23 protein-coding genes and 1 tRNA gene are annotated in these 22,478 nt (G+C 69.8%); 12 read left to right on the top strand and 12 right to left on the bottom strand.

What is annotated here, in order from left to right; translation table 11 throughout:
- The 7 genes from LRP67_RS20775 to LRP67_RS20805 form a co-directional block, all read left to right on the top strand.
- A partial coding sequence (locus tag LRP67_RS20775) for an HNH endonuclease signature motif containing protein (protein WP_231272169.1) occupies positions 1 to 522 on the top strand: 522 nt, incomplete at its 5' end.
- Positions 523 to 534: 12 nt separating this feature from the next.
- On the top strand, positions 535 to 1,605 hold the full coding sequence (locus LRP67_RS20780; RefSeq protein ID WP_231272170.1) for a GNAT family N-acetyltransferase: 1,071 nt from the start codon (positions 535 to 537) through the stop codon (positions 1,603 to 1,605).
- A gap of 68 nt (positions 1,606 to 1,673) precedes the next feature.
- Positions 1,674 to 1,747 (top strand) — tRNA-Leu (locus LRP67_RS20785).
- Between the two features lie 197 nt (positions 1,748 to 1,944).
- On the top strand, positions 1,945 to 4,503 hold the full coding sequence (locus LRP67_RS20790; RefSeq protein WP_231272176.1) for an amidase family protein: 2,559 nt from the start codon (positions 1,945 to 1,947) through the stop codon (positions 4,501 to 4,503).
- Positions 4,504 to 4,613: 110 nt separating this feature from the next.
- The gene (locus LRP67_RS20795) at positions 4,614 to 5,762 is read left to right on the top strand and encodes a zinc-dependent alcohol dehydrogenase (protein ID WP_231272178.1); all 1,149 of its coding nucleotides are present in this window, start codon (positions 4,614 to 4,616) and stop codon (positions 5,760 to 5,762) included.
- Between the two features lie 11 nt (positions 5,763 to 5,773).
- The gene (locus LRP67_RS20800; protein ID WP_231272180.1) at positions 5,774 to 6,349 is read left to right on the top strand and encodes a hypothetical protein; all 576 of its coding nucleotides are present in this window, start codon (positions 5,774 to 5,776) and stop codon (positions 6,347 to 6,349) included.
- Positions 6,350 to 6,420: 71 nt separating this feature from the next.
- The gene (locus LRP67_RS20805) at positions 6,421 to 7,788 is read left to right on the top strand and encodes a GntP family permease (RefSeq protein ID WP_231272182.1); all 1,368 of its coding nucleotides are present in this window, start codon (positions 6,421 to 6,423) and stop codon (positions 7,786 to 7,788) included.
- Positions 7,789 to 7,840: 52 nt separating this feature from the next.
- Here the strand turns inward: LRP67_RS20805 and LRP67_RS20810 are convergent, their stop codons facing one another.
- Positions 7,841 to 8,272: a hypothetical protein gene (locus LRP67_RS20810; RefSeq protein WP_231272184.1), complete on the bottom strand. Its 432-nt coding sequence runs from the start codon at positions 8,270 to 8,272 to the stop codon at positions 7,841 to 7,843.
- Between the two features lie 37 nt (positions 8,273 to 8,309).
- Between LRP67_RS20810 and arr the strand changes: the two genes are divergently transcribed.
- Positions 8,310 to 8,771: an NAD(+)--rifampin ADP-ribosyltransferase gene (gene arr / locus LRP67_RS20815; protein WP_231272185.1), complete on the top strand. Its 462-nt coding sequence runs from the start codon at positions 8,310 to 8,312 to the stop codon at positions 8,769 to 8,771.
- On the opposite strand, the gene LRP67_RS20820 is transcribed toward arr, so the two are convergent.
- The 4 genes from LRP67_RS20820 to LRP67_RS20835 form a co-directional block, all read right to left on the bottom strand.
- The gene (locus LRP67_RS20820) at positions 8,768 to 9,883 is read right to left on the bottom strand and encodes an acyltransferase (RefSeq protein WP_231272186.1); all 1,116 of its coding nucleotides are present in this window, start codon (positions 9,881 to 9,883) and stop codon (positions 8,768 to 8,770) included. The two genes, arr and LRP67_RS20820, sit on opposite strands and share 4 nt — an antisense overlap.
- Positions 9,884 to 10,003: 120 nt before the next feature.
- The gene (locus tag LRP67_RS20825; RefSeq protein ID WP_231272188.1) at positions 10,004 to 10,714 is read right to left on the bottom strand and encodes an alpha/beta fold hydrolase; all 711 of its coding nucleotides are present in this window, start codon (positions 10,712 to 10,714) and stop codon (positions 10,004 to 10,006) included.
- Between the two features lie 71 nt (positions 10,715 to 10,785).
- Positions 10,786 to 11,346, bottom strand: coding sequence for a DUF1989 domain-containing protein (locus tag LRP67_RS20830; RefSeq protein ID WP_231272189.1), 561 nt, complete (start codon positions 11,344 to 11,346; stop codon positions 10,786 to 10,788).
- 179 nt (positions 11,347 to 11,525) lie between these two features.
- Positions 11,526 to 13,094 carry a hypothetical protein gene (locus LRP67_RS20835; RefSeq protein WP_231272191.1) on the bottom strand — a complete coding sequence of 523 codons (1,569 nt, stop codon included), beginning with the start codon at positions 13,092 to 13,094 and terminating at the stop codon, positions 11,526 to 11,528.
- Between the two features lie 125 nt (positions 13,095 to 13,219).
- On the opposite strand from LRP67_RS20835, the gene LRP67_RS20840 reads away from it, so the two are divergent.
- Positions 13,220 to 14,017, top strand: a complete 798-nt coding sequence (locus tag LRP67_RS20840) for an aminoglycoside phosphotransferase family protein (RefSeq protein WP_231272193.1) — start codon at positions 13,220 to 13,222, stop codon at positions 14,015 to 14,017.
- A 3-nt stretch (positions 14,018 to 14,020) separates the two neighbouring features.
- Here LRP67_RS20840 and LRP67_RS20845 read toward each other — a convergent pair whose 3' ends face one another.
- The 3 genes from LRP67_RS20845 to LRP67_RS20855 all read right to left on the bottom strand — a co-directional run bounded on the left by LRP67_RS20845 (position 14,021) and on the right by LRP67_RS20855 (position 15,399).
- Positions 14,021 to 14,209, bottom strand: a complete 189-nt coding sequence (locus tag LRP67_RS20845; RefSeq protein WP_231272195.1) for a hypothetical protein — start codon at positions 14,207 to 14,209, stop codon at positions 14,021 to 14,023.
- 96 nt (positions 14,210 to 14,305) lie between these two features.
- Positions 14,306 to 15,037, bottom strand: coding sequence for a hypothetical protein (locus LRP67_RS20850; protein WP_231272201.1), 732 nt, complete (start codon positions 15,035 to 15,037; stop codon positions 14,306 to 14,308).
- Positions 15,034 to 15,399, bottom strand: coding sequence for a hypothetical protein (locus tag LRP67_RS20855; RefSeq protein WP_231272207.1), 366 nt, complete (start codon positions 15,397 to 15,399; stop codon positions 15,034 to 15,036). The genes LRP67_RS20850 and LRP67_RS20855 overlap by 4 nt, the downstream gene beginning before the upstream one ends.
- 45 nt (positions 15,400 to 15,444) lie before the next feature.
- Between LRP67_RS20855 and LRP67_RS20860 the strand changes: the two genes are divergently transcribed.
- Positions 15,445 to 15,900, top strand: coding sequence for a MarR family transcriptional regulator (locus LRP67_RS20860; RefSeq protein WP_231272213.1), 456 nt, complete (start codon positions 15,445 to 15,447; stop codon positions 15,898 to 15,900).
- Between the two features lie 121 nt (positions 15,901 to 16,021).
- On the opposite strand, the gene LRP67_RS20865 is transcribed toward LRP67_RS20860, so the two are convergent.
- The 3 genes from LRP67_RS20865 to LRP67_RS20875 all read right to left on the bottom strand — a co-directional run bounded on the left by LRP67_RS20865 (position 16,022) and on the right by LRP67_RS20875 (position 20,221).
- On the bottom strand, positions 16,022 to 17,953 hold the full coding sequence (locus LRP67_RS20865; RefSeq protein WP_231272215.1) for a GMC oxidoreductase: 1,932 nt from the start codon (positions 17,951 to 17,953) through the stop codon (positions 16,022 to 16,024).
- A gap of 475 nt (positions 17,954 to 18,428) precedes the next feature.
- Complete coding sequence (locus LRP67_RS20870) at positions 18,429 to 19,085, bottom strand: response regulator transcription factor (protein ID WP_231272216.1); 657 nt, start codon at positions 19,083 to 19,085, stop codon at positions 18,429 to 18,431.
- Positions 19,082 to 20,221: a sensor histidine kinase gene (locus tag LRP67_RS20875; protein WP_231272237.1), complete on the bottom strand. Its 1,140-nt coding sequence runs from the start codon at positions 20,219 to 20,221 to the stop codon at positions 19,082 to 19,084. Before LRP67_RS20875 ends, LRP67_RS20870 begins: the two co-directional genes overlap by 4 nt.
- 134 nt (positions 20,222 to 20,355) lie before the next feature.
- Here LRP67_RS20875 and LRP67_RS20880 point away from each other — a divergent pair, with 134 nt between their 5' ends.
- Together LRP67_RS20880 and LRP67_RS20885 are read left to right on the top strand one after the other, a co-directional pair.
- Positions 20,356 to 20,895 (top strand): ATP-binding cassette domain-containing protein, encoded by a 540-nt coding sequence (locus tag LRP67_RS20880; protein WP_231272218.1) that lies wholly within the window; start codon positions 20,356 to 20,358, stop codon positions 20,893 to 20,895.
- Positions 20,892 to 21,707, top strand: a complete 816-nt coding sequence (locus LRP67_RS20885) for an ABC transporter permease subunit (protein ID WP_231272220.1) — start codon at positions 20,892 to 20,894, stop codon at positions 21,705 to 21,707. The genes LRP67_RS20880 and LRP67_RS20885 overlap by 4 nt, the downstream gene beginning before the upstream one ends.
- Before the next feature lie 290 nt (positions 21,708 to 21,997).
- On the opposite strand, the gene LRP67_RS20890 is transcribed toward LRP67_RS20885, so the two are convergent.
- Positions 21,998 to 22,471, bottom strand: coding sequence for a DUF5956 family protein (locus LRP67_RS20890; protein ID WP_231272222.1), 474 nt, complete (start codon positions 22,469 to 22,471; stop codon positions 21,998 to 22,000).
- Positions 22,472 to 22,478 lie beyond the last annotated feature (7 nt).

Consider the following 22,478-nt stretch of genomic DNA (forward strand, 5'->3'; position numbering starts at 1 on the left):
GGCGGTGAAGGGTCCAGCCCGCACGGCATGGGGCTCGCCCTGATCGAGCACGTGCAGCGCTACCCGACCGACCGGCTCCCGACCTCCGGCGGAATGGACGCCACCGTCGTGGTGACCATGACCCTGGACACCTTGATGGGTGGGTTGAAGGCGGCCCAGCTCGACACTGGGACCCGGATCAGCCCCGCCCTGGCCCGCACGCTGGCCTGCCAGGCCGGCGTGATCCCCGCCGTCCTCGGCACCAGGTCCCAGGTCCTCGACCTGGGCCGCAAGGCCCGGTTCCACACCAAGGCCCAACGCATCGCGCTCGCGGTCCAGCACGGCGGCTGCTACGCCGAAGGCTGCGAGAGACCCTCGGCGTGGTGCGAGGCCCACCACCTGACCCCGTGGTCCCAAGGCGGCGACACCTCCGTCACCGACGGCGCCCTGCTCTGCCGACGCCACCACACCCTGGCCCACCACCCCCACTACGACATGACCCACCTGCCCGGCGGGAAGGTCGCCATCACCAGGCGAGAGTGAGGCGCTGGTCCCATGCGAGGGGATGACCCCACCCGTGGAACGATCCGCCCCATGACGCACACGCCTGGCCTCAGCGAAGCAGAAGCCCTGGCGGCTCTCGCTGCCCACCCGGCGATCACCTGGCGCCCCTTCGGTCGTGAGGACCTCCCCGCCATCGCCGACCTCTACGCCGAGTGCGAGGCGTACGACCGCAACCCCGAGCGGCAGTCTCTCGGGGGTCTGCAGGAGTTCTGGGACTCGCCACGATCACGCCCGGAAGAGGACACGCTCGTCGGGTGCGACCTCGAGGGTCGAGTGGTTGCCACGGCGTGGGCCGGCTGCAACCGCGTCGTCACCGAGCGGCGAGGCGTCTACCTCGGTGGGGCCGTTCGCCCGGACCGCCGTGGCGAGGGCATCGGACGCTCCGTGCTGCGGTGGGAGGTCGCGCATGCGCTCGCATGGGATCAGGCCACTCGTGAAGAGGGGTACGGGCCGCTCACCCTGCGCCTGTACGCCCCGTCCGACCAAGCCGATGTGCGGGATCTGGCCGAACGGCACGGCCTGGCGGTCGAGCGCTACTTCTTCGAGATGTCGCGCCAGATCGGTGAGCTGCCTCCGGTGCCCGATCTCGACGACGTGGCCATCGTGGACTGGGACCCAGCGCGCAGTCGGGAGACCCACCACGTGGTCGACCTCGCGTTCCAAGACCAGTGGGGACACGTGGATCGGACCGATGAGATGTGGGACGAGGTCACGGCTTCCGAGGCCTTCCGTGCCGAGTGGTCCCTGGTGGCGATCGAGGGCACGACGGGGGCCGTCGTAGGCGCTGCCCTCAACTGCGCTTACGAGCAGGACTGGCAAGCCACGGGTGTCACCGAGGGGTACACCGATCAGTTGGCGGTGGCACGAAGCTATCGCGGCCGAGGCATCGCCAGCGCGCTCCTGGTGGAGTCCATGCGTCGCTTCGCCATCTCGGACATGCAGGCCGCAGCTCTCAGCGTCGACGCCGCCAACCCCTCCGATGCGCTTCGACTGTACGAAGGCCTCGGCTACGAGCAGACATCCAGCACCTGCGCCTACGGCCTCGCGAGCCCGTCGAGCTGAGGTCGTGGCGTCGTCCCGTCACCAGCGCTGCACCGGGGTAGCGGTCGCTGGGATACTCGGTGCGCCTCGCCCCCGTATCCCAACCGGCAGAGGAAGCCGCCTTAAAAGCGGTTCAGTCTGGGTTCGAACCCCAGCGGGGGCACTCACAGACCCAGCACCGGGTGGCGGCGACGAGGAATTCTCCCCGAAATAATCTGGCCTCTTACCCGTAATTGCGGTCGCCTAGCGTGCCGGTGGGGCGGCGGTGGTGCGAGCGCCGACCCTGCCGTCACGGGCACCAGTCGCACGCGGGAGGACTCGATCTTGACCACACCAGCAGCACATTCACGACAGGCGGCAGTGGGGCTCTGTCTCGCGGCCGCGCTCGGCGCCGCGGCCCTCGTGGGGCCGTCCGGCGCGACCGCGGCGCCGTCTGCCCCCTCGGCCGCGCCCACCCCGCGCGAGCTCGTCTACCTGAGCCCGGAGCACACCGCCGGGGACCTCGACGGGGACCAGCGCGTGGACTCCGCCGACCTGGACCTGCTCATCGGCGCCCTTGGCGTCACCAGCGCCGGCGGAGCCACCTGGACGGCGGTGGCGAAGAACGACGCGGACGGCGACGGGAAGATCACGATCACCGACGTCGCGGCGTTGTCGAAGCAGATGCTGTACGACGACGGCGACTTCGAGATCATCGAGGCCGGCGTCGTGGATGCCCAGGCCTCGATGGAGGCCGGCCGGCTCAGCGCCGTCGAGCTCACCCAGATGTACCTCGACCGGATCGCGGCGTACGACGACGCGACGGTGGGCGGCGACCCGGCCACCGCTCTCAACTCGATCCTGACGACCAACGACCAAGCGCTCGAGATCGCCGCCGACCTCGACGCCGAGCGCGCCGAGTCCGGCCCGAGGGGGATGCTGCACGGCATCCCGGTCATCGTGAAGGACAATTTCAACACCATCGACATGCCGACGACCGTCGGCTGCAAGTGCCTCGACGGCTTCATGCCCGGCAGCGACGCCTACATGGTCGAGCAGCTGCGCGCCGCGGGTGCGGTCATCCTGGCGAAGGCCAACCTCACCGAGTTCGCGTCCGGCTACACCGGGATCAGCTCCTACAAGCGCAGCTCGAACGTCTACTTCCCCGGTGGCGAGTCCGGAGGCTCCAGCGCAGGCACGGGCACGGCGATCGCGGCCAACCTCGGCATGGTCGGCCTGGGCAGCGACACCGGCGGGTCGATCCAGGTCCCCGGCGCCTACCAGGGGCTGGCCGACGTCTACCAGTCGTTCGGCCTCGTCAGCCGCGAGGGCATCGCCCCGCTCGCCGGCGACCAGGACCGCGGCGGTCCGCTGACGCGTACGCTCGAGGACTCGGTGATCATGCTCGACCTGTACGCCGGCACCGACCCGGCCGACCCGACCACCGCCGCGGCCGACGCCGAGCGCGAGGCGAGCTACGCCTCCTACCTCGACCGGCGCGGCCTCGACGGGGCGCGCATCGGCTACGTGTCGAGCGTCGGCGCCGGCAACCACATCGGGACCAACCCGGCGATCGACCGGATCTTCCAGGAGGCCAAGGCGACGATGGCGGAGGAGGGGGCCACCCTGGTCGACATCGGCGACCTGCGGATGCAGACCACCAGCTCGGGGAGCACACGGGAGTTCGGTCACGACATCGACCAGTTCCTCAAGACCTACGTGCCGGCGGACTCCTCCTACCCCGGTGACGCCGAGGAGCTGAAGGCACTGCTGACCGCTCAGCCCGAGCTGAGCTCGATCAGCGCCTCGGTCATCGACCGGATCAACCGGATCCCCGAGTACCAGGCGTTCATGGAGACCCACGACGACGAGATCGCCGCCAACCAGGCGACGATCGGCGCCGTGCTCGCCGAGCACGACCTCGACGCGATCGTCTACCCGACCGTGACCCGCTTCGGCGTCCCCGGCGGCGCCGGCTACTCCAACGTGATGATCGCGTCCCTGAGCGGCCATCCGTCGGTCTCGGTCCCGTCCGGGTGGGCCGAGCAGTCCGACTACGTCGAGGGCGGCGTGCTCCCCGCCAACGCGGTGGGGCTGCCCACCACGGTGTCGTTCCTGGGAGCGATGAACGCCGACGCCGAGCTGATCAAGCTGGGCTACGCGTTCGAGCAGGCGACCCAACAGCGCCGGGCGCCGGCGCGGTTCCCCGACCTCGCCCACCCCGCCAAGGCGGTCCCGACGGTCACGGGTAGGACCACGTTCCAGGTCGGCATGCCGTGGGTCGCACCCAAGGCGGGGGAGACGGCACACGTCACCGTGCACGCCCGCAAGGTGCCCGACGCCTTCAGCTACACGGCGAAGATCCGGTTCGACCCCACCAAGGTCACGCCGGTCGTCGACGAGGTGACCAGCGGGGTCTCGGGCCTCACCCGGGCCACGGTGTCCGGGTCCACGGTCACCGTGGTGCACACCAAGCTGGGCTCCTCGCCCAGCGCGGCCGGCGACTTCACGATGGCCGACATCCCGTTCGTGGCCAAGGGTGCCGGGCTGGGTGAGGTGCGGCTCGCCTCGGTGTCCCTCCTGGGCGCGGAGTCGACCGTCCCGACGACGTACGACGCCCCGCCGGTGACGGTGACGCACCCGGCCAAGGTGACCCGCCTCGCCAGCTCCGTCAAGCGGCTTCGCATCGTCCAGGGCCGCACGTCGAGGCTGCCGTTCACGCCCCACGGCACGGGCACCGGACGCGTCACCGTGGTGGTGAGGAGCTCGGCGCCGAAGGTGGCCGGGGTCGCGGGCAGGAAGTCCGTGGCGCTCAACGCCCGCTCCACCCTCACGGTGCGGGGCAAGAAGCCGGGGACGTCGCGGATCACGATCCGCGTCCACGGCAAGGTGCTGACGATCAAGGTCACCGTCGTCGCCAAGAAGAAGAAGCGAGGCTGACGGCGGCTCTCGCCACCGCTGACCCGTCACAGACTTTGTGACGGGTCAGCGGTGCATCAGGTCGCGAGGGGTACTGGCCGGGTCTACGCCGTCCCCACGAGAGGTCCCGCATGAGAGCGATGGTCTACCGCGGTCCGTACCGGATCCGCGTCGAGGAGAAGCCACGACCGCGGATCGAGCACCCCAACGACGCGATCGTGAAGGTGGAGCTCGCGGCGATCTGCGGCTCCGACCTGCACCTCTACCACGGGATGATGCCGGACACCCGGGTCGGCCACACGTTCGGCCACGAGTTCATCGGCCGCGTCGACGAGGTCGGCTCGTCGGTGCAGCACCTGCAGGTCGGCGACCGGGTCATGGTGCCGTTCAACGTCTTCTGCGGCTCGTGCTTCTTCTGCGCGCGCGGGCTGTACTCCAACTGCCACAACGTCAACCCCAACGCCACCGCGGTCGGCGGCATCTACGGCTACTCCCACACCACCGGCGGGTACGACGGTGGGCAGGCCGAGTACGTCCGGGTCCCGTTCGCCGACGTCGGTCCCAGCAAGATCCCGGACTGGCTCGACGACGAGGACGCCGTCCTGCTCACCGACGCGCTGGCCACCGGCTACTTCGGCGCGCAGCTCGGCGACATCCACGAGGGTGACGTCGTCGTGGTGTTCGGCGCCGGCCCGGTCGGCCTGTTCGCCGCCAAGTCTTCCTGGCTGATGGGTGCCGGCCGGGTCATCGTGATCGACCACCTCGAGCACCGCCTGGCCAAGGCCCGCGAGTTCGCACACGCGGAGACCTACAACTTCACCGAGTACGGCGACATCGTGGTGCTGCTGAAGAAGATCACCGACCACCTCGGCGCCGACGTGGCGATCGACGCCGTCGGCGCCGAGGCCGACGGCAACCTGCTGCAGCACGTGACGTCGGCCAAGCTCAAGCTGCAGGGTGGCTCGCCGGTCGCGCTCAACTGGGCGATCGACGGCGTGCGCAAGGGCGGGACCGTGTCGGTGATGGGCGCGTACGGTCCGATTTTCAGCGCCGTGAAGTTCGGCGACGCGCTCAACAAGGGGCTCACCCTGCGCATGAACCAGGCTCCCGCGAAGCGTCAGTGGCCGCGCCTGCTCGAGCACATCCGCAACGGCTACCTCAAGCCGAGCGACATCGTGACGCACCGGATCCCGCTCGAGCACATCGCGGAGGGGTACCACATCATGTCCGCCAAGCTGGACGGCTGCATCAAGCCGCTCATCGTCCCGACCGCGTCCTGAGGAGCCCCGAGATGCCGCTCACCGACCCGTACGCCGGCCGCAAGCCGGCCCTGCCCGAGTCCGTCGACTCGCTGCGTCAGCGCATCCCCGGCTGGGGAGCCGACCTCGACCCGGCCGACCGCCCGTCGTACCCGCGCGAGTCGCTGGACCTGCGACCCGAGGGAGCGGTGTGGGACCTGCCGGAGTCGCAGCCCCACGACGGCTACCGGGAGCGGTCGATCGAGCACGCCGACCTGACCCCGGTCTTCGGTACGGCCCAGCCCCTGCACGGGGTCTCCGGCGCGATCCGGCGCCTGGCCTACGAGCGCTACAGCGAGGGCCGCGCCGCCCACTGGCTGCTGCTCATCGCCGGCGACCGGGTCGACGTCCTCGGCAGCACGCTGCGCTCCTTCGCGACCCGGCGCCCCGACAACCTCCTCACCGAGACCGGCGTCAAGGCCGAGCTCACCCACGGCGGCCTCAAGTCGCGGCTCGGACGCAAGCGCGCCGACCTGGTGCACCAGCCGCTGGACCCCGTCATCGTGGCGGGGCCGTGGGTGGTGGGCGCGCTCGCGGGATGGAGTGTGGTCCGCCGGTTGCGCCGCTGAGGCGCGGCTCGTCGCTCTTCGCCGGCGCGTCCCCTAACGTGAGGCGCACGCCTCACAGAACGGACTCGGCCATGGAGATCGTGCACTCGAGCATCGCCATCCTCGCGGCGATCCTGCTCATCATCGCGCTGAAGATCGACCCGGTGATCTCGCTGCTGGTCGCGTGCGTCTACCTCGGGCTCGCCACCGGTCAGGGCGGCGAGGGCACGGTCGCCCAGATCACCGGCGGGTTCGGCGAGATCATGGCCGAGGTGGGCCTGCTGATCGGCTTCGGCGTGCTGATCGGGGCGCTGCTGCACTCGATGGGCACGTTCCGCGACCTGGTCGAGATCCTGGCGCGGCGCGTGGGCAAACGACTGCCGTACGCGATGGCGGCCACGCTCTCGGTCATCTTCCCCTCCATCTACGTCGACGTGCAGGTGGTCCTGGCCGCGCCGATGGCCAAGGAGTCGGCCCCCGCGGTGGACCGTCGGATCGGGCTGCCCTGGCTGGCCGGGGCCATGGCTGTGGGCATCTTCTCCGGCTACGTCTTCGTCGTCCCGGGCCTCGCCGCGGTCGCGATCGCCGGGCTGATGGACGTGCCGCTCGGCACCTACCTGATCTACGGCGTGCCGATCGGGCTGGCGACCGCGCTGATCACCACCGTCCTGTTCCGCCTGCTGCTCTCCCGCGGCTACTGGAAGGACGAGACCGACTTCGACCGGGACGTCGTGCTCGAGGACGGCCGCCCGCACGACGAGGTCGAGGACGTCCCCCAGGCCGAGGCCGCGACGCGCCTGCCGCTGGTCGTGCGGCTGCTGCCCATCCTGGTGCCGCTCGTGCTGATCGCCACCGCCGCGACCGCCGACGTGGTCGGCGACGCGCCGGCGGTCGTGAGCTTCCTCGGCGACGCCAACATCGCCCTGTTCATCGGGCTCCTCATCGCGTTCTTCATGGTCCGGGCGACGCTGGACGCCGACGGCGTCGGCAAGGTCCTCGGCGCCGGCTTCCACACCACCGGCGAGATCCTGCTGGTCACCGGCGTCGGCGGGTCGCTGGGCGCCGTCATCGCCGAGAGCGGCATGGACCAGAAGCTCGAGGACCTGTTCTCCGCCGACGCCGACGCGCCGGTGCTCCTGAGCATCCTGCTCGCCTGGTTCATCGCCGCGGTGCTGCACTTCGCGATCGGCTCGGTCTCGGTCGGCGCCATCACCGCGGCCGGCATCATCTCGCCGGTCGTCGGCTCGCTCGGCGTCGACCCCGTCGTCATCGCGCTCGCGATCGCCTCCGGCGCGATGTTCGCCCTGCACGTCAACAGCAACTTCTTCTGGATGTTCAGCACGCTCCTGGACCTCTCGACCAAGGGCAGCCTGAAGACGCTGACGGTCGCCACCTCGATCGGCGCCGTGGTCTCCCTGCCCCTCGTCCTCCTCGCCAGCCTGGTCGCCGCCGCCACCTGACGCCCCTCGGTGGTTGAGGTGCGAGCGAAGCGAGCCTCGAAACCACCAGGGATCACGTCGCCGATCCACCCCCCGCATACGGCTCCACGACACCCGCAGGCATCCGCGACGACACCGGCACCACGATCGGCTCGCGACGCCGCTCCAGCATCCGCCGCTGTACGGCGACGTCGGACGCGGTGTGCGCGGCGTCGTTGCCGTCGGCCCCGAGAAGCCACACCAGGCCACGCGCGGTGCCCGGGTTGAGCCGCTCCTGCTCGCCGTCATCGACGACCAGCGCGACGGCGTACGTGAGTTTGTCTCCTGCCTGACGCTGCGCCCAGTCGATCACCTGCACGACGTCGGCGCCGGTGATGTCGTAGGTGTCGGTCCACCCATGGGTCTCGGTCTCGCCGCTGCCGTGCAGGTAGACGCGGAACCGCGGGCGGTCCTGCTCCCAGGAGCCGTCGCGCTCGTCCACCTGGAGGATCTCGATCTCGTTCACCCCGCGAGTCTCGCCCACCCAGGCCAGGATGAGACCCATGAGCGACGAGCGAAGCGACCCCGGGCCGGTCACCTACGAGCACTACGACCACGTCGAGGGACCGTTCTTCCACGGCACGAAGGCGGCGCTGGCGGTCGGCGACGAGCTGGTGCCCGGCTACGGGTCGAACTTCCAGGAGGGCCGGATCCTCAAGCACATCTACTTCACCACCCTCCTCCAGACCGCGGTGTGGGGAGCCGAGCTGGCGACCGCCCTGGCCGGCCTCGAGGAGCGTGGCCACGTCTACGTCGTCGAGCCGACCGGCCCGTTCGAGGACGATCCCAACGTCACCGACAAGAAGTTCCCCGGCAACCCCACGCGGTCCTACCGCACCCACGACGCGCTCCGGGTCGTCGGCGAGGTCGACGACTGGCAGGGTCACCCTCCCGAGGTGCTGCAGGGGATGCTCGACGGCCTCGCCACGCTGCGCGCCGAGGGACGCGACGTCATCTTCGACTAGCGGTCCGAGAGAGCCCGCTCGCGACGGCGCGCGGCGAGCCTGACGCCGTACCGGCGCAGCGGGTCCTCGAAGAAGACGTGCGCGACGTGCGCGGCGACGAACGCCAGCGCGATCCCGACGGCGGTGGAGAGCAGCGAGCCGGGGAAGCCCCAGTCGCCGGGCAGCACCCCCTCGGCGGCGTTGAGCCCGAAGTTGTGCAGCAGGTAGAGCGCGTAGGAGAGCCCGGCGATGTAGACCATCGGCGCCGAGCCCAGCCACGCCGCCCGCGGCGAGGTGGTGGTGACCAGCCCGGCGAGGGTGAGCGCGACGAGCAGGCCGAAGACCGGGTAGAGCCAGCCCTGGGGGAGGACCTCGGCGGTGCCGAACTGCAGCGCCACGACGCCGGCACACAGCCCCAGCAGCACCGGCGGCCGGCCGGCCACCGAGAGCCGCTCGTACGACGCCCGGTGGTGCAGCAGCGTGGCGGCGAGCGCCCCCAGCGCGATCGGCGTGTAGCTCTCCAGGGACACGCCCCATCCGCCGCCGAGGTAGCCGGCGACCGAGCAGGCGAGGGCGATGCCGGCCAGCGCGAGCGCCTGCGGGCGGGCGCGGGCCCGGAGCAGGACGAAGCCGAGCACCGGCCACACGAGGTAGAACTTCTCCTCGATCCCGATCGACCAGGCCATGTCGAACGGGACCAGCACCCCCTCGTTGAAGAAGACCGAGTGCTCGGGGAAGAACAGCACGAAGTAGGGGATGTTCTCGACGAACGCGTCGCGCCGCTCGGGCTGCATGCCGAGGCCGAGGATGAGGACGCAGTAGAGCGCGAAGACGGCGAAGAACATCGGGTAGATGCGGAACAGCCGGCGTAGGTAGAACCCGCCCAGGTCGACCCGCCCACCCTCGCCCCGCTCGGCGCTGCGGGCGCGCTCGCGTAGCAGCAGGGTGTTGATGAGGAACCCGCTGAGCACGAAGAACAGCGTCACCCCCGACGGCCCGTGCAGCCGCGGCCACACGTGCTCGTAGGCGGGGTGCGCGGTGAAGACCAGAAGGATCGAGAGCGCCCGCACCCCGTCCAGGGCGGGGAAGCGGCGCAGGGCGCGGTAGTCCGGGTGCGCGATCGAGCCCCCCACGGCCTTCACCCCCTCGTCGGCCGAGGGGACCGTACCCGCGCGCGTACGGCGCGAAACGATGCGACGCTGCTCCCGTGTCGAACCACGACGTGACGATCGGCCGAGCACCTGCTCGGCCTGCTAGGACGGGAAGGCGCCTGAGGTGCCGCCTTCCCTGACGTAGCCGGAGAGGATCCCGGCCAGCTCCTCGGGCCGGCTCAGGTGCGGGCAGTGCCCGCTGGCGATCGTGTCGGGCGCCGTGATCCCCAGCCGCTGCGCCGCCAGCTGCCGCTGCATGGGCGGCGGCAGGAACCGGTCTCGCGTCGTCACGACGTACCTCGCCGGGATGCCCGGCAGCGCCGCCGCTGGCCACGGCGCCTCTCCGAGCGCCTCGCTGGTCACCCGCTCCCGCGCCATCGCCTCGTGTGCCAGGTCCTCCGGGACATCGTGGTAGAACGCGACCATCGGGTCCGAGCTCCCCGTGAGCCCCCCGTCCGCGTGCGCGGCCTCGGCGACGGCCTCGGACCACCCGACGCTCCCGAACCACTCGCCTGCGCTCTCACCGGCCGCCGGCACCATCCCGGCCACGTAGACCTGCAGCACCGCCCCCACCCGCGCCGCGACCAGCGGCACGACGAACCCTCCGGCCGACTGCCCGACCACCACCACGTCCTCGGCAGCGCCCACCGCGTCCACCACAGTCGCGACGCAGTCCGCCCAGGTCGCGTCCTCGCGGTCGGTCGGCAGGTCGGGGGCGGTGGCCTGATGACCCCGCTCGCGCAGGGCACTCACCACGAGCCGCCAGGCCGCGCCGCCCTCGCCCGATCCGTGCACCAGTGCGAAGGTCGCCATGGTGCATTCGACCTCGCCCGGCGCCCGGACTCATCGTCGGCGAGGTTCGCGGGCGCGCGGCACGCTCACCACTAAGAGATCTCGACGTGCAACTCGCCGGGGCGCCAACCCGGAATGTCGGTGTCGGGGCAGGCCGAGACGGCGACCACGGTCGACACCAGGGCCAGCAAGGTGAGTGAGTCACCGGGTCGGTTGGCCGAGGCCGAGAGCGCGTCGTAGTACTCATCCGTGGCCGTGGACAGGATCCCGAAGCTCGCCATCCCCGTGAGGTGGCCACGGGTGAGGCCGAGGGCGGCGGAGGTGAGGTCGCGGCAGCCCGGACGTCGGTCGGGGTATACCTCGCGGTAGCAGCCCGGCATGACAACGTCGAGGACCTGCTCGCCCCGGATCTCCTCGACTCGCAGGATCGCCGAGCCCTCGCCGTCGTAGAGGCTCATCCCGGCAGCAACGTGGAAGAGCATCACCGGCCGGCGGTGGGTAGCCCAGCCGTTGATGTTTCGGGTCAGGGCAGGGTCGAAGCCGACAAAGGTCAGGTCACCGCCCTGGTCGCCCGCTGGCATAGTGATGGTGAGGCGTTGGCCCGCCTCGAGCGGGAAGGCCTGGGCTGTGGCGTGGGCGATGGTGACGGTCATAAGCGGGCTCCTGGTCAAGGAACCGCCTGCGGTGACCACTTCGTGTGGCCCCGCCGGTCCGGGGATCCGGGCACGACGACGGACGATCGCGCGACCCGATCATAAACCGACGGCGACCCGAAGCCTGGAAGCGCTCTGCTGGCTCGCGGCGCAGACCCGATTCCGCAGCGAAGAGAGTGTCAGCCGGTGACCTTGCGTCCTTGGCTGGTCTTGGTGACGGTGAGGTAGCTCGGCTTGCTCGCGGTGACGCGCACGCGGATCACCGAGCGGCGGTCGGCCTTGCGGAGCAGGTACGTCGCCCTGGTGGCGCCCCGGACCACGCGTCCGTCGCGCAGCCACTGGTAGCGGAACCGGATCGCGCCCGGACGCCAGCCGGTGGCCCGCGCGGTCAGGCGCTGGCCGACCTTCGCCTTGCCGACGGCCGTGATCCGGCCGACGGTCAGCGCGCGCTTGGCGACGGTGCCCGCGGAGGTGGTGACGAACGTGGTGGGCCAGCCGGGCCGCGTCACCGTGACCCGGACCTGCAGCCGCTTGTTCACGTCGACGGCCCGCACCGTGTACTGCTTCGTGGTCGCGCCTCGCACGGGCGCGGAGCCACGCAGCCACTGGTAGCCCAGCGTCGCGTTCGGGTCGGCGGTGACGCGCGCCGGCGCGGAGAGGACGCGTCCGACGGTGGGCCTGCCGGACGGGGTCGCGGCAGGGGGCAGGGCCTGGGCCGGTCGGCTCCCGCTGACCTGGGCGACGGCGCGCTGGAAGGTGTCGCTGCCGTCGATGTAGCCCTCGTCGTCGCGCAGGTAGATCTTCAGACGGGCCTCGACCCGCGCGCCGGAGTGGGCGGCGGCGACCGGGAACGTCGAGGACGCGGCGTCGTACGTCGTGGCGCGCGGCTGCGGCACCCCGTCGACGAACCAGCTGATCTCGCTGTAGGTGTCGGCGGGCTTGCCGAAGGCGGCCGTGAGCGTGCTGCCGGGGGCGGCGGTGCCGGTGATCGTCAGCGGCGTCGTCGGCTGCACGTGAGCGGTGCCGACCTTCGAGACCGGCGTGGTCAGCTGGGCCGGCTTGTAGCCCGGGAGGGTGGCGGTCACGGAGGCGTAGACCCAGGCGCCGGCCTGGGCGGCCGTCGGCACGAAGGTCGAGGCGGTGGCGCCGGGGATCGCGGCGGTGGGGGAGCCGTCCCTCTGGCTCATCCACTGGTAGCTGAACGTGGCGTTCGTGGGCCGCCAACCCTCCTGGCCGACGACGGTGAGGGGCTCGTCCACCTGGTAGGACCCGAGGACGAACGGGTCGACCGGCGCCATGCCGAGCCCTTGCTTCGGCAGCGTGACCGTGAAGGTCCGCGACGGCGTCGCTGCGGTCGGCGTCCACGTCTGCGCCGTCTGCCACGACGTCGCGTTCGGCCAGCACCGGTCCGCGTGGCGCACCTCGGGCTGCCAGTAGAACTCCGCCGAGGAGGACTCGCCGTAGTAGGAGTCGGAGAAGCAGACCCGGTACTGGCCGCCGACCTGCGCCGGGTAGGTGAAGCGTCCGTTGCCGTCGGTGAGCTTCGGCCCGAACTGCAGCGTCGTCCACTCGCCGCCCTCCAGCGTGTACAGCTCCCAGTACACGTTCTCGAGCGGCTTGCCGCTCGCGTCGACCGCGATGCCGGTGATCGTGCCGGCGGCGGCCTGCGCCGGGATCGCGGTCATCGGGACCAGCAGCAGCGCGAACGCGGCGACCAGGAGGGAGCGGAGGAGGGAGAGGGCGCGCATGGCGCGCATCATACGAGTCATCAAGCACGGCGGTGGTAGAGGTGCGAGCGAAGCGAGCCTCGAAACCACCCGACGCTCACCAGGCAGTCGCCCCACGAACGGTGACGCCGTGCGACGCTGCTGCGGTGGCGAACCACGACGTGACGATCGAGGGCCAGGTCGTGCGCAAGCGCTACGGGGGGACGAACCGCGACGAGCCCGCCCGGGAGTGGGCTGCGCTCGTGCTGCTCCACGAGCACGCCCCCGGCCTGGCACCCCAGCCGCTCGCGCGTGAGACGGACCCTCCGGCCGTGGTGATGTCCCGAGTGGCCGGCGACGCCCTCGACGCCGTGCTCACACCGCGCCTGCTCGCGTCCATGGTCGAGGCCTACCGCACCCTCTTCGCCGTACCCCTGCCGCCGGACACCCCGCGGCGCTTCTGGCATCCCGCGGCCTTCCTGCTCAACAACGTCGCCTGGCTGGAGGAGGAGCACGCCCGCCCGGGCCTGCCCGACGTCGTACGCCGCGCGCTCGTCGCCGCCCGCACCTGGCACGCCGGCCCGCCGCCCGGGCTGGACCGGATCCACGACCCGGTCCTCGCTCAGGGCGACGGCAAGGTCGACAACATGCTCTGGGACGGCTCCCGCGTGCGCCTGGTCGACTTCGAAGGGTCCGGCGTCGGCGACCTCGCCTTCGAGGTGGCCGACCTGGCCGAGCACATCTCCGCCCGCCTGCGGGGCCTGCGCGACCCGGAGGCGGTGGTCGCCGCCTTCGACCTCAGCCCGGCGCAGCGAGCGCGCGCGGAGGCGTACCGGATCGTCCTCGCCACCTTCTGGCTGCTCATGCTGCGTCCCGGCAACCGTGGGCACCGCCTCAACCCAGAGGGCAGCGACCGCGACCAGGCCGAGCACCTGCTCGACCTCCTGGGGCGGTCAGCCGGCTGAGCCTCAGAGATCCTCGACGTAGACCTGCAGCCCCGCCCGCACCCGCGCTGCGGCGAGCGGTACGACGAAGCCCCCGCCCGACTGCCCGACCACCACCACGTCCTCGTGCCCGCGCTCCCGCAGCGCGCGCCGTACCAGCTCCCACACCCACCCGTCCTCGCCCGATCCGTGCAGCAGCGCGAACGTCGTCAACGGGGCCGACCGCGGGCGAGGCGGAGAGCCATCGGCCATCCCGTGGTGGCAGTTCACACGAGTGCGTGGCCTGATGCTCAGAGATGTCGAGCGATGCTAGGTCGCCAGCAGGAGGACTCCCAGGGCCACGAGCAGGTACGCAGCGACGGCTGCCCTGAGGATGCTCACCTGGGTCGTCGTGCTGAGCCGTGAGTGCGCGAGGAGCCACGCGAGGGCGGGGAGGACCAGGACGGCATGCAACGTGACGCCGTGGAAGTCCTTGAGGAAGCCTGTATTCGCGTAGATCGAGTCGGTGTCCGCGCCGCGGGCTCGATCGATCGAGCCGCGGGCGATCATGGCGGCGCCGGAGAGCAGTCCGGCGATCAGGAGCGCGAAGCCGGCGCGCAGGGCGAGCGCCATGCTGGGCGGGCCCGTCGTACGTCCGCGGAGCGCCGGGATTGCGAAGGCGCCGAGCGTCACGATCAGCACCGCCCCGCCGACGGCCAGCAGCATCGCGATCGCGGTGTTGGTCGCGGTGGTGGTGTTCAGGTGCGAGGGCTCATTGCGCCACGCCTGCACGGTGATGCCGGCGACCTCGAGGACGCAGTCCGCGGCGAACACGGTCAGCAGCACCGACCGGATGCGGGAGCCGACCCGGACGTACGACGTCACCCAGACCACCGAGGCGAGGGTGATGCCGAACGAGAGACCGAACGTGAACGGCTTTCGCCACGACACGGGCCCCGACCACGGGCGGTCGTCGAGGGCGAAGACGCCGAGGTGGAACAGCCCGGACGCCACGAGCAGGCCGGCGACGATCAGGCACCCGCGCCCTGCCCGGTCGGTCACGACGAGTCTCGGCGCGCGACTGCGACGCCGCTGGTTGCGGCGAGAAGTACGCCGACCAGCTGGATGCTCTGCCCGAGCGCGACGACGAATCCGTCGCGACCGAGGAGGTGATCGAACCCTTCGCCGTTGATGCCGCTGAGGACGAACCCGACCACGACGACGAGCCCGAGCCCCGCGGCGAGCCAGGCGCTCCACGGTCGGCGGACCAGGATGACGATCGCTGCTCCGGCGAGCAGGATGAGCAGGCCGGGGGGTACGGCGACCGGGAAGTCGACGCCCCCGGCCCACAGCAGTGCGATGCCCGCGGACCCGAGGACGAGGCCGGTCACGAGGGTCGTTCGGGAGCTCAGCCAATCGTTCATAGTGTGAACGATTCCACGTAAGAGGGGTTGTGGCAAACTTCTGTCGTGAACCGACCGTCGGGCGCGGCCCTGCTCCTGTCCCAGATCGGGAGTCACGTGTCCGCCGAGTTCGCGCGGCGGCTCGCCCCCCTGGACCTCCGCCCGGCACACGTGGGCATCCTCCGCGTCCTTGCGTTCCGTCCCGGCTTGAACCAGCAGGAGCTCGCGTCGGCGATCGGTGCCGTCCCCAGCAGGGTGGTCCGGCTGCTCGACGAGCTCAGCGAGCGCGGCCTCGTGGAGCGACGCCGCAGCGCCACCGACAGACGCAACCACGAGCTGCACCTCTCGCCCGCCGCCAGCGACCGCCTGGCGGATGTCCGCAAGGTCGTCAGCGAGCACGACCAAGCGCTGGTCGCAGGGTTGTCCGCCGAGGAGCTGCAGACCTTGCTGACCCTGCTCGGCAAGGTCGCCGCGAGCCAGGGGATCGCACCCGCAGGTCACCCGGGCTACCGGACGCAGTAGCGCCGGGATTGGTCCCTTCGGCGATAAGACGCAGGTTGTTGGCCACCGGTCGCGGCCTTGACGGACGGCCGCCGTTGACGTGCGCATGTCCGCGCAGCCCTGCGCGGCGTGGTCAACAGCCCTAGGAAAGCGCGATGCCCAAGTCTCCACGGGCTCTGCGGATTCCCCGTGCGCTCGGGTCGCCGGAGCGAGCATCTAGGCGGCCGACGATGGTGTCGGCGAGCCTCAAGCTGAGCGCTGTGAGCGTCAAGGACGGCTTAGCCGCCAAGATGCTGGGAAAGACCGACAAGTCGGCGACGTAGAGATTGTCGTATTCGTGCATGCGTTGATATTCATCGACGACCGAGTCATCTGCCTTGCCCATGCGCATTGTGCCACCGGCATGCCCGATCTGCGCGGCACCGAAGTAGCGCAGCTCGCTGCTCCACCGCGGAACCACTCCTCGGCCTAAATGGGCTAGCAGTTCGGAGGCGAGTTGCATCGCCTCATCCTCGTATGGCTTCCCGACGTGGTTTCGTTCAGTGGCGACGCTCAGCTTGTTCGAGTTCGGTTTGAAGGTGACGCGATTGTTCTCATTGAGGGGGCTGGTGAAAAAGAACTGAACGTCCATCCCAATCCGGTCCTTCGGCTGGACGATCTGATTCCAGATGTCTTCGTCGGCGACGCGCCGGTCCCAGTATTGGTAGTTGACGAGGATCTCCACGTTGTAGGGGCGCTTGTCCGGACCTGCGTCCTTGAATCGCATCGAGAGCTTCGCATGGTCGTCCAGCGCGACGGGCGCTTCGTCGATTGGCCACTCGTAGCGGATCGAAAAATTCGAGTGGTCCGTCAGGCCCCGGCCGATGAGTCCGTGTGGATCGCGGAGTTCGCTAGCCAGCGCAACCCTAGTAGTGCCGAGGGAGCCGGCGGCAAGCACGACTGTCTTTCCCAGGTACTCGCGGGGCCTGTTCGCCAGGAGGTCCTGGCACATGACGCCGGTCGCGCGCTTACCGTCAGTGGCTACCTTCGTTACTAGGTGGTTGAGGTTGATGGTCAGGTTCGCGTTTCCCTTGGGACCCGCGTAGGCCATGGAGTCGAGGAGAAGATCAACCGTTGAGAATAGGCCGTTCGACTCGCGTACGACGTTCTGGAGTACGACGCCGCCGTCCGGCAGTTTCGCCAGATGCGGTTGGTGCCTCGCCCGTGGCAGCGCCTCCGTGTGGAAGTCGGGGAACTGCTTGTTGAGGGCGTCGAGCACTTCTTGTTCGTAGGGCCCTCGGTATAACTGCATGCGCATCAGTTCGAGGGCCCGGTCGTAGCCGCCGCCGTCAAGCAGGTAGTCGCGGACCGTGTCTGGCCAGTGATGGCCGAACTCCCACTTCTTGGCTTGCTGGATGATTCCGGACCAGAAGAGCGACCCACCGCCGAAGTTGATCTTGACGCCGCCTTCGAAGGTTGACCCTTCCGGCACCTCGTGGTGGTACACGAAGTACCTGTCTTTCAACGGTTCCCAGTCCCCCGGCAGGTTGTACATGTGTGTCGGGAAGAGCAGCGAGCCTGCCTCCAGCAGCAGGACCTTAGCTCCTTGGTCGGACAATTCGTCTGCGAGCACACCGCCACTCATGCCGGACCCGACGACGATAACGTCGTACACCACGCTCTCACTGTGGTTGGGGCGGAATCGTCTCTGTTGTACTGGCGTCTCGAAGGTCTGCAGATTGTCGTGACCGTGTACGAACCGTTCGGGCGGGTCGGTGAACGTGATGTCGTCGGCGCTGAAGTTGTACTCGCCAAAGGGGGTGAGTTCGGACGGCTGCTCGGCCATTGCGTGGCCGTCCAGCGCGAAGGAGACATGGATCGTCGCGCCGGCCACACCCTGATAAGCGCTGCTATCCAACTCGAAGAGCCAGTGACCCGTTCGTGGTTCGGCAGAAGCAACGGCGTCCCGTCTGTAGACACCGAAGATCGGATAGTCCCAACCGTCGAAGTCCGTGTGGAGAGTGACGACATGGTTGGGGGCGAACTGTTCGGTGTAATAGCGGACCTTGAAGGTCGCCTCGATGGCATCGGGCATATGCGCTCCGTATGGATCATCGCGCTCCGGAAGCGACCGATCGGTCCGCCTCATCGGCAGTAAACCCCTGCCCGACCAGGAGCACAAGTGTCTGAAGACGGCGTATCTCGTCTGCGTTAAGCACCGCTGTTGGGATCTCCTGACGACGTCCGCTCAGAGGACCCTCAGTGTCGTGCCTCGATCGAACATGAGCAGCGCACACAACTCCAGTTAAAGGGGCCTTCACCGCTGGGTCAGGTCAAGGGGCCCACGAAGTTGTCGACTCGCGCGGTGTGCAGTCCTCCGCCCGACCGAGGCGGCGCACGGGTCCTGGGTCAGAGCAAGTACCCGGCTCGCGGCGAAGACTCACTACGGGGCCAGCCTCACGTCGGCTGCCGGCGAACCGATCTCCGACGACGCTCACCTTGACCAGAGCCCCTTCATCGAATCCTGTTTGCTTGCGGAACGGGCTTCTCCGAAACCTTGGACGGCGGCGTCAGTCCCCTACCCGGCCGGTGTCGTAGGCCCACATCGCGATCTCGACCCTGTTGCGGGCGCCAATCTTGGCCAGCAAGCTGGCGACGTGGGACTTGGCGGTCGTCAAGCCGATGAATAGATCGGCGGCGATCTCGGCGTTTGTGCGGCCACGGGCGACCAGCGCCAGCACCTCCTCCTCACGTTCGGTGAGCGGCTCGATCGGTTGTGTGCGTCGTTTCGACGGTTCCCTGGCGGCCAGGGTGGACAACAGCCGCCGGGTGATGTTCGGCGCGATCAGGGCATCGCCGGCAGCGGCGGCATGCACGGCCTGGACGAGCAGCTCCTGCCCGGCGTCCTTGAGTAGAAAGCCTCGGGCGCCGGCCCGGAGCGCGCCGTGGACGTACTCGTCGAGGTCGAAGGTCGTGATTACCACCACCGCCATGGGGTCCGGGACGCCCCGCCCGGCGAGGAGCTCGGTCACCTCGATGCCGTCGAGCCCGGGCATCCGGATGTCGACCAGGCACACGTCGGGGTGTAGCCGACGCGCCAGCTCGACCGCGGCGTGGCCGTCGGCGGCCTGGCCAACAATCTCGATGTCGGGCTGGGCGTCAAGGATCATGGAGAGGCCGGTACGCACCAGGTCCTGGTCGTCGGCCACCAGCACTCGCACCGTCATCGGCGTACATCCGTGGGCAGCTCGGCCTCGACCGTCCACCCGCCCTCGGGTGCCGGTCCGGCACGCAGCGTGCCGCCGAGCAGCTGCACGCGCTCGGTCATCCCCAGCAGCCCGAAGCCGTGAATCGTAGGTCGACCCGGGTCGATCTGTCCGTCGTCGGCGACGCGTAGCCGCAGCCTTCCTCCACCCTCGTCGACCCGGATCTCCACGCGCGAGGCGTTGTGGGCGTGCCGCAGCGCGTTGGTCAGCGCCTCTTGCGCCAGCCGGTAGAGCGCCGCGTCGACCTGGAGCGGAAGTTCGTCCAGTCCATCTGGCACCTCCACGTTCACGACCGGGACCGGGTCGCGGCGGGCGAGGGACGCCAGGTCGGCAACGCCGGGCTGTGGGGTGTACTTCGCCGGCGCTCCGTCGCGCAGCACCCGGACCATCGCCCGCATCTCCGCCAACGTTCGCGACGCTTCCCCCTCGATGACCGCCAGCGCCTCGAGCGCCGCTTCGGGTCGCTGCCCGGCCATCGCCCGGCCCGCCTGCGCCTGCACAGCGATGGCCGAGACGTGGTGGGCGACCATGTCGTGCAGCTCGCGCGCGAGGCCGACCCGCTCCTGGCTGCGGATCTGGTCCAACGCCCGGCGCCAGCTCTCGGCGCGGTAGCGGAACGCCGCTCCGCCAGCGGCCGCCGCCACCAGGATGCCGAACCCGCCGATGACGTCGGCAGGCCGGGTGTAGTCGGCGATCGTGCCGATGACCGCACCGACCAGCACTACCGTCAGCCCGATCACGATCTCGCGTCCTGAGCCCCAGCGGACCAGCGCGTAGACGAGCACCAGAACGAAGATCATCGTGTCGAGGCCGACACTGGGGGGCCCTCCCGCCAGGGTCGCCAGCCCCAACGCCATCGCGGTGCCGAAGCCCACCACGACGCAGGCCAACGGCTGGGTGCGCCGCCAGAGCAGCACCGGTGCGAGTCCGACCGCCACGATCGTCGCGAACGGCCGCCAGACGACGTCGTCTCGAAGGACTCCCTCGAGCAGCGCCGCCACCATCACCGCGCCGACCAGCACCCCGTCGCGCGACAGCCGTTCGGGAGCATCGGCTGCGCGGGGCTCGGCCCACAGCGAGCGCGCTGCGGTGGTCATCACTCGCCCAGCCTAGGGACCGCCGAGGCCTAGGGCACCGACCGAAAGAACGAGGCCCCGCTCCTCCCAACGGCGGAGGACGGTCCGGCCACAACGACGATGTGCGCACGCCGCGACGCGGCGAGGGTTGTCACATGATCACTGTCGAGTCACTGACCCGGAGGTACGCCGGTTTCGCCGCCGTCGATCACATCTCCTTCACTGCCCTGCCCGGTCGCGTCACCGGCTTCCTCGGCCCGAACGGTGCCGGCAAGTCCACCACGATGCGCGTGATGGTGGGCCTGACCGCTCCGACGTCCGGCTCTGCCACCATCGACGTGCTGTCCTCGCACCTGCTGCACGAGATCGAGGTCATCGCCGACGACCTGGTCGTGATCGGCAACGGAAAGATCCTCGCAGCCGGCACCAAGGCAGAGCTGCTGGCCGCCGCCGGGACGTTCGCCAGGTCGACCTCACCGCGCGACCTCGCTCACGCACTGGAGCGGGCCGGCATCGCCAGCGCGCTCGCCGGTGACGGATCGGTCCGCGCCGACGCCGACCCCGCTCGGGTCGGGACCGTGGCCTTGACCGCCGGCATCGCCCTCACCGAGCTCCGGTCCGCCGAGGGCACCGGGCTCGAAGACATGTTCTTGTCGCTCACTGCCGATACCCAACGCGAAGGAGTTACGGCATGACCGCCACCATCGTCCCGCCGACCACCACCACGGAGGCCGCGCCGGCCCGCCGGACCACCCGTCCCATCCCCCTCACCCGGCTCGTCACGGTCGAGCTGCGCAAGATGTTCACCACCCGCTCGGGATTCTGGATGCTCGTCAGCATCGGCGTCCTGTCGCCCATCTCGGCCGGGTCACTCCTCGTCTTCGGCCTCACCAGCGACGTCACCTACCAGAACTTCGTGAGGGCGAGCGGGTTCCCGATGTCGGTGATCTTGCCGATCATCGCGATCCTGGCCGTCACCAGTGAGTGGAGCCAGCGCAGCGGGCTCACCACGTTCACGCTGGTGCCGAGCCGCGGACGCGTGATCGGCGCCAAGGCGATCGCGACCCTCCACGTGGGCGTTGGCTCCGTGGTCGTCGCCTTCGCGGTGGGCGCCCTCGGAAACGTGATCGGCTCCGCACTCGCCGGCGTTGACACCGTGTGGAACATCTCGTTGTCCATGGCGCCCCAGATGGTGCTATTCAACCTGGTCGGCATGGCCATCGGCTTCACCCTCGGTGTCGTGCTGCGCAACTCCGCGGCAGCGATCGTGGGCTACTTCGTCGTCTCACTGGTGATGCCGGGCATCCTCGTCCTCCTGGCCCAGGTGCGCTCGTGGTTCGAGGACCTGCAGCCGTGGATCGACTGGAACTACACGCAGGTGGCGCTCCTCGAGGGCGCCACGAACACCGGTAAGGAGTGGGCGATGCTCGGCTCGACCACGACGATCTGGATTATCGTTCCCCTCGTCGTCGGGCTGCTCTCCCTGCGCCGCTCCGAGGTCAAGTAGTCACGCACACGGGCGGCGCCATCCGGAACTCATCTGTGCGTTCCGGATATCGCCGTCTCGTCGTGGACCGACTCAGCGTGCCAACAGAGCCCTAGACGGGTATCGAGTGACTTACCTAGGGAGGAATAAGGCCGCACCTAACGCCCTCGTCTTGGCAGATCCGGTAACTGGGCCGCGCCGATTGGCGGCGCAAAGCCCCTATCCGCTCGGCATTTCTGCGACCAGTTCACACGACCTCATGGGTCATCGCTGACGATCAGGTGCCTGGACGACCGACCGCAGCATGGCGACTATTCGCGCAGGCCCTCGCGAGCAAGGATCTCGCGGAGGACCCGAAACTCTTCGGCGGGCGTCTGATCTACGTCGGCGAGCCGCTGGTAGATCACCTGCCACCACTCGTTGAGCGACGCCTTGAGGTCTCGGTCTGGGGGAAGTCGAACGAACCAGCGCCGGCCGCGCGGCCTCGGAGGCGCACCTGCTTCGGCCAAGAGGTCGTCGAGGTCGTCGTCCACGTCCGACTGCTCCTGCGGCGTGCGAGGCCGCTCCCGGCTCCGCCGTCCTGCCGCATCCTCCAGGGTCACCCGGATCAACGGCGGTACGCCGGCGGGTGAGCTGGCCGCCCGGTCGTGACGGAGGCACCAGAGTGTGAGGACGCCGGGGCCGTGCTCCGCTACCTCGTGCCAGGTCTCGCCGTCCGTGGTGGTCTCCGGCGGGTGGGGGAGGAAGGGGATGACGTCCCAGGACTCGTCAGCGTCAGTGAGCATCGCCAGC

Origin of the sequence: Nocardioides sp. cx-169 (assembly GCF_021083605.1) — a bacterium.
Classification (GTDB): Bacteria; Actinomycetota; Actinomycetes; order Propionibacteriales; family Nocardioidaceae; genus Nocardioides.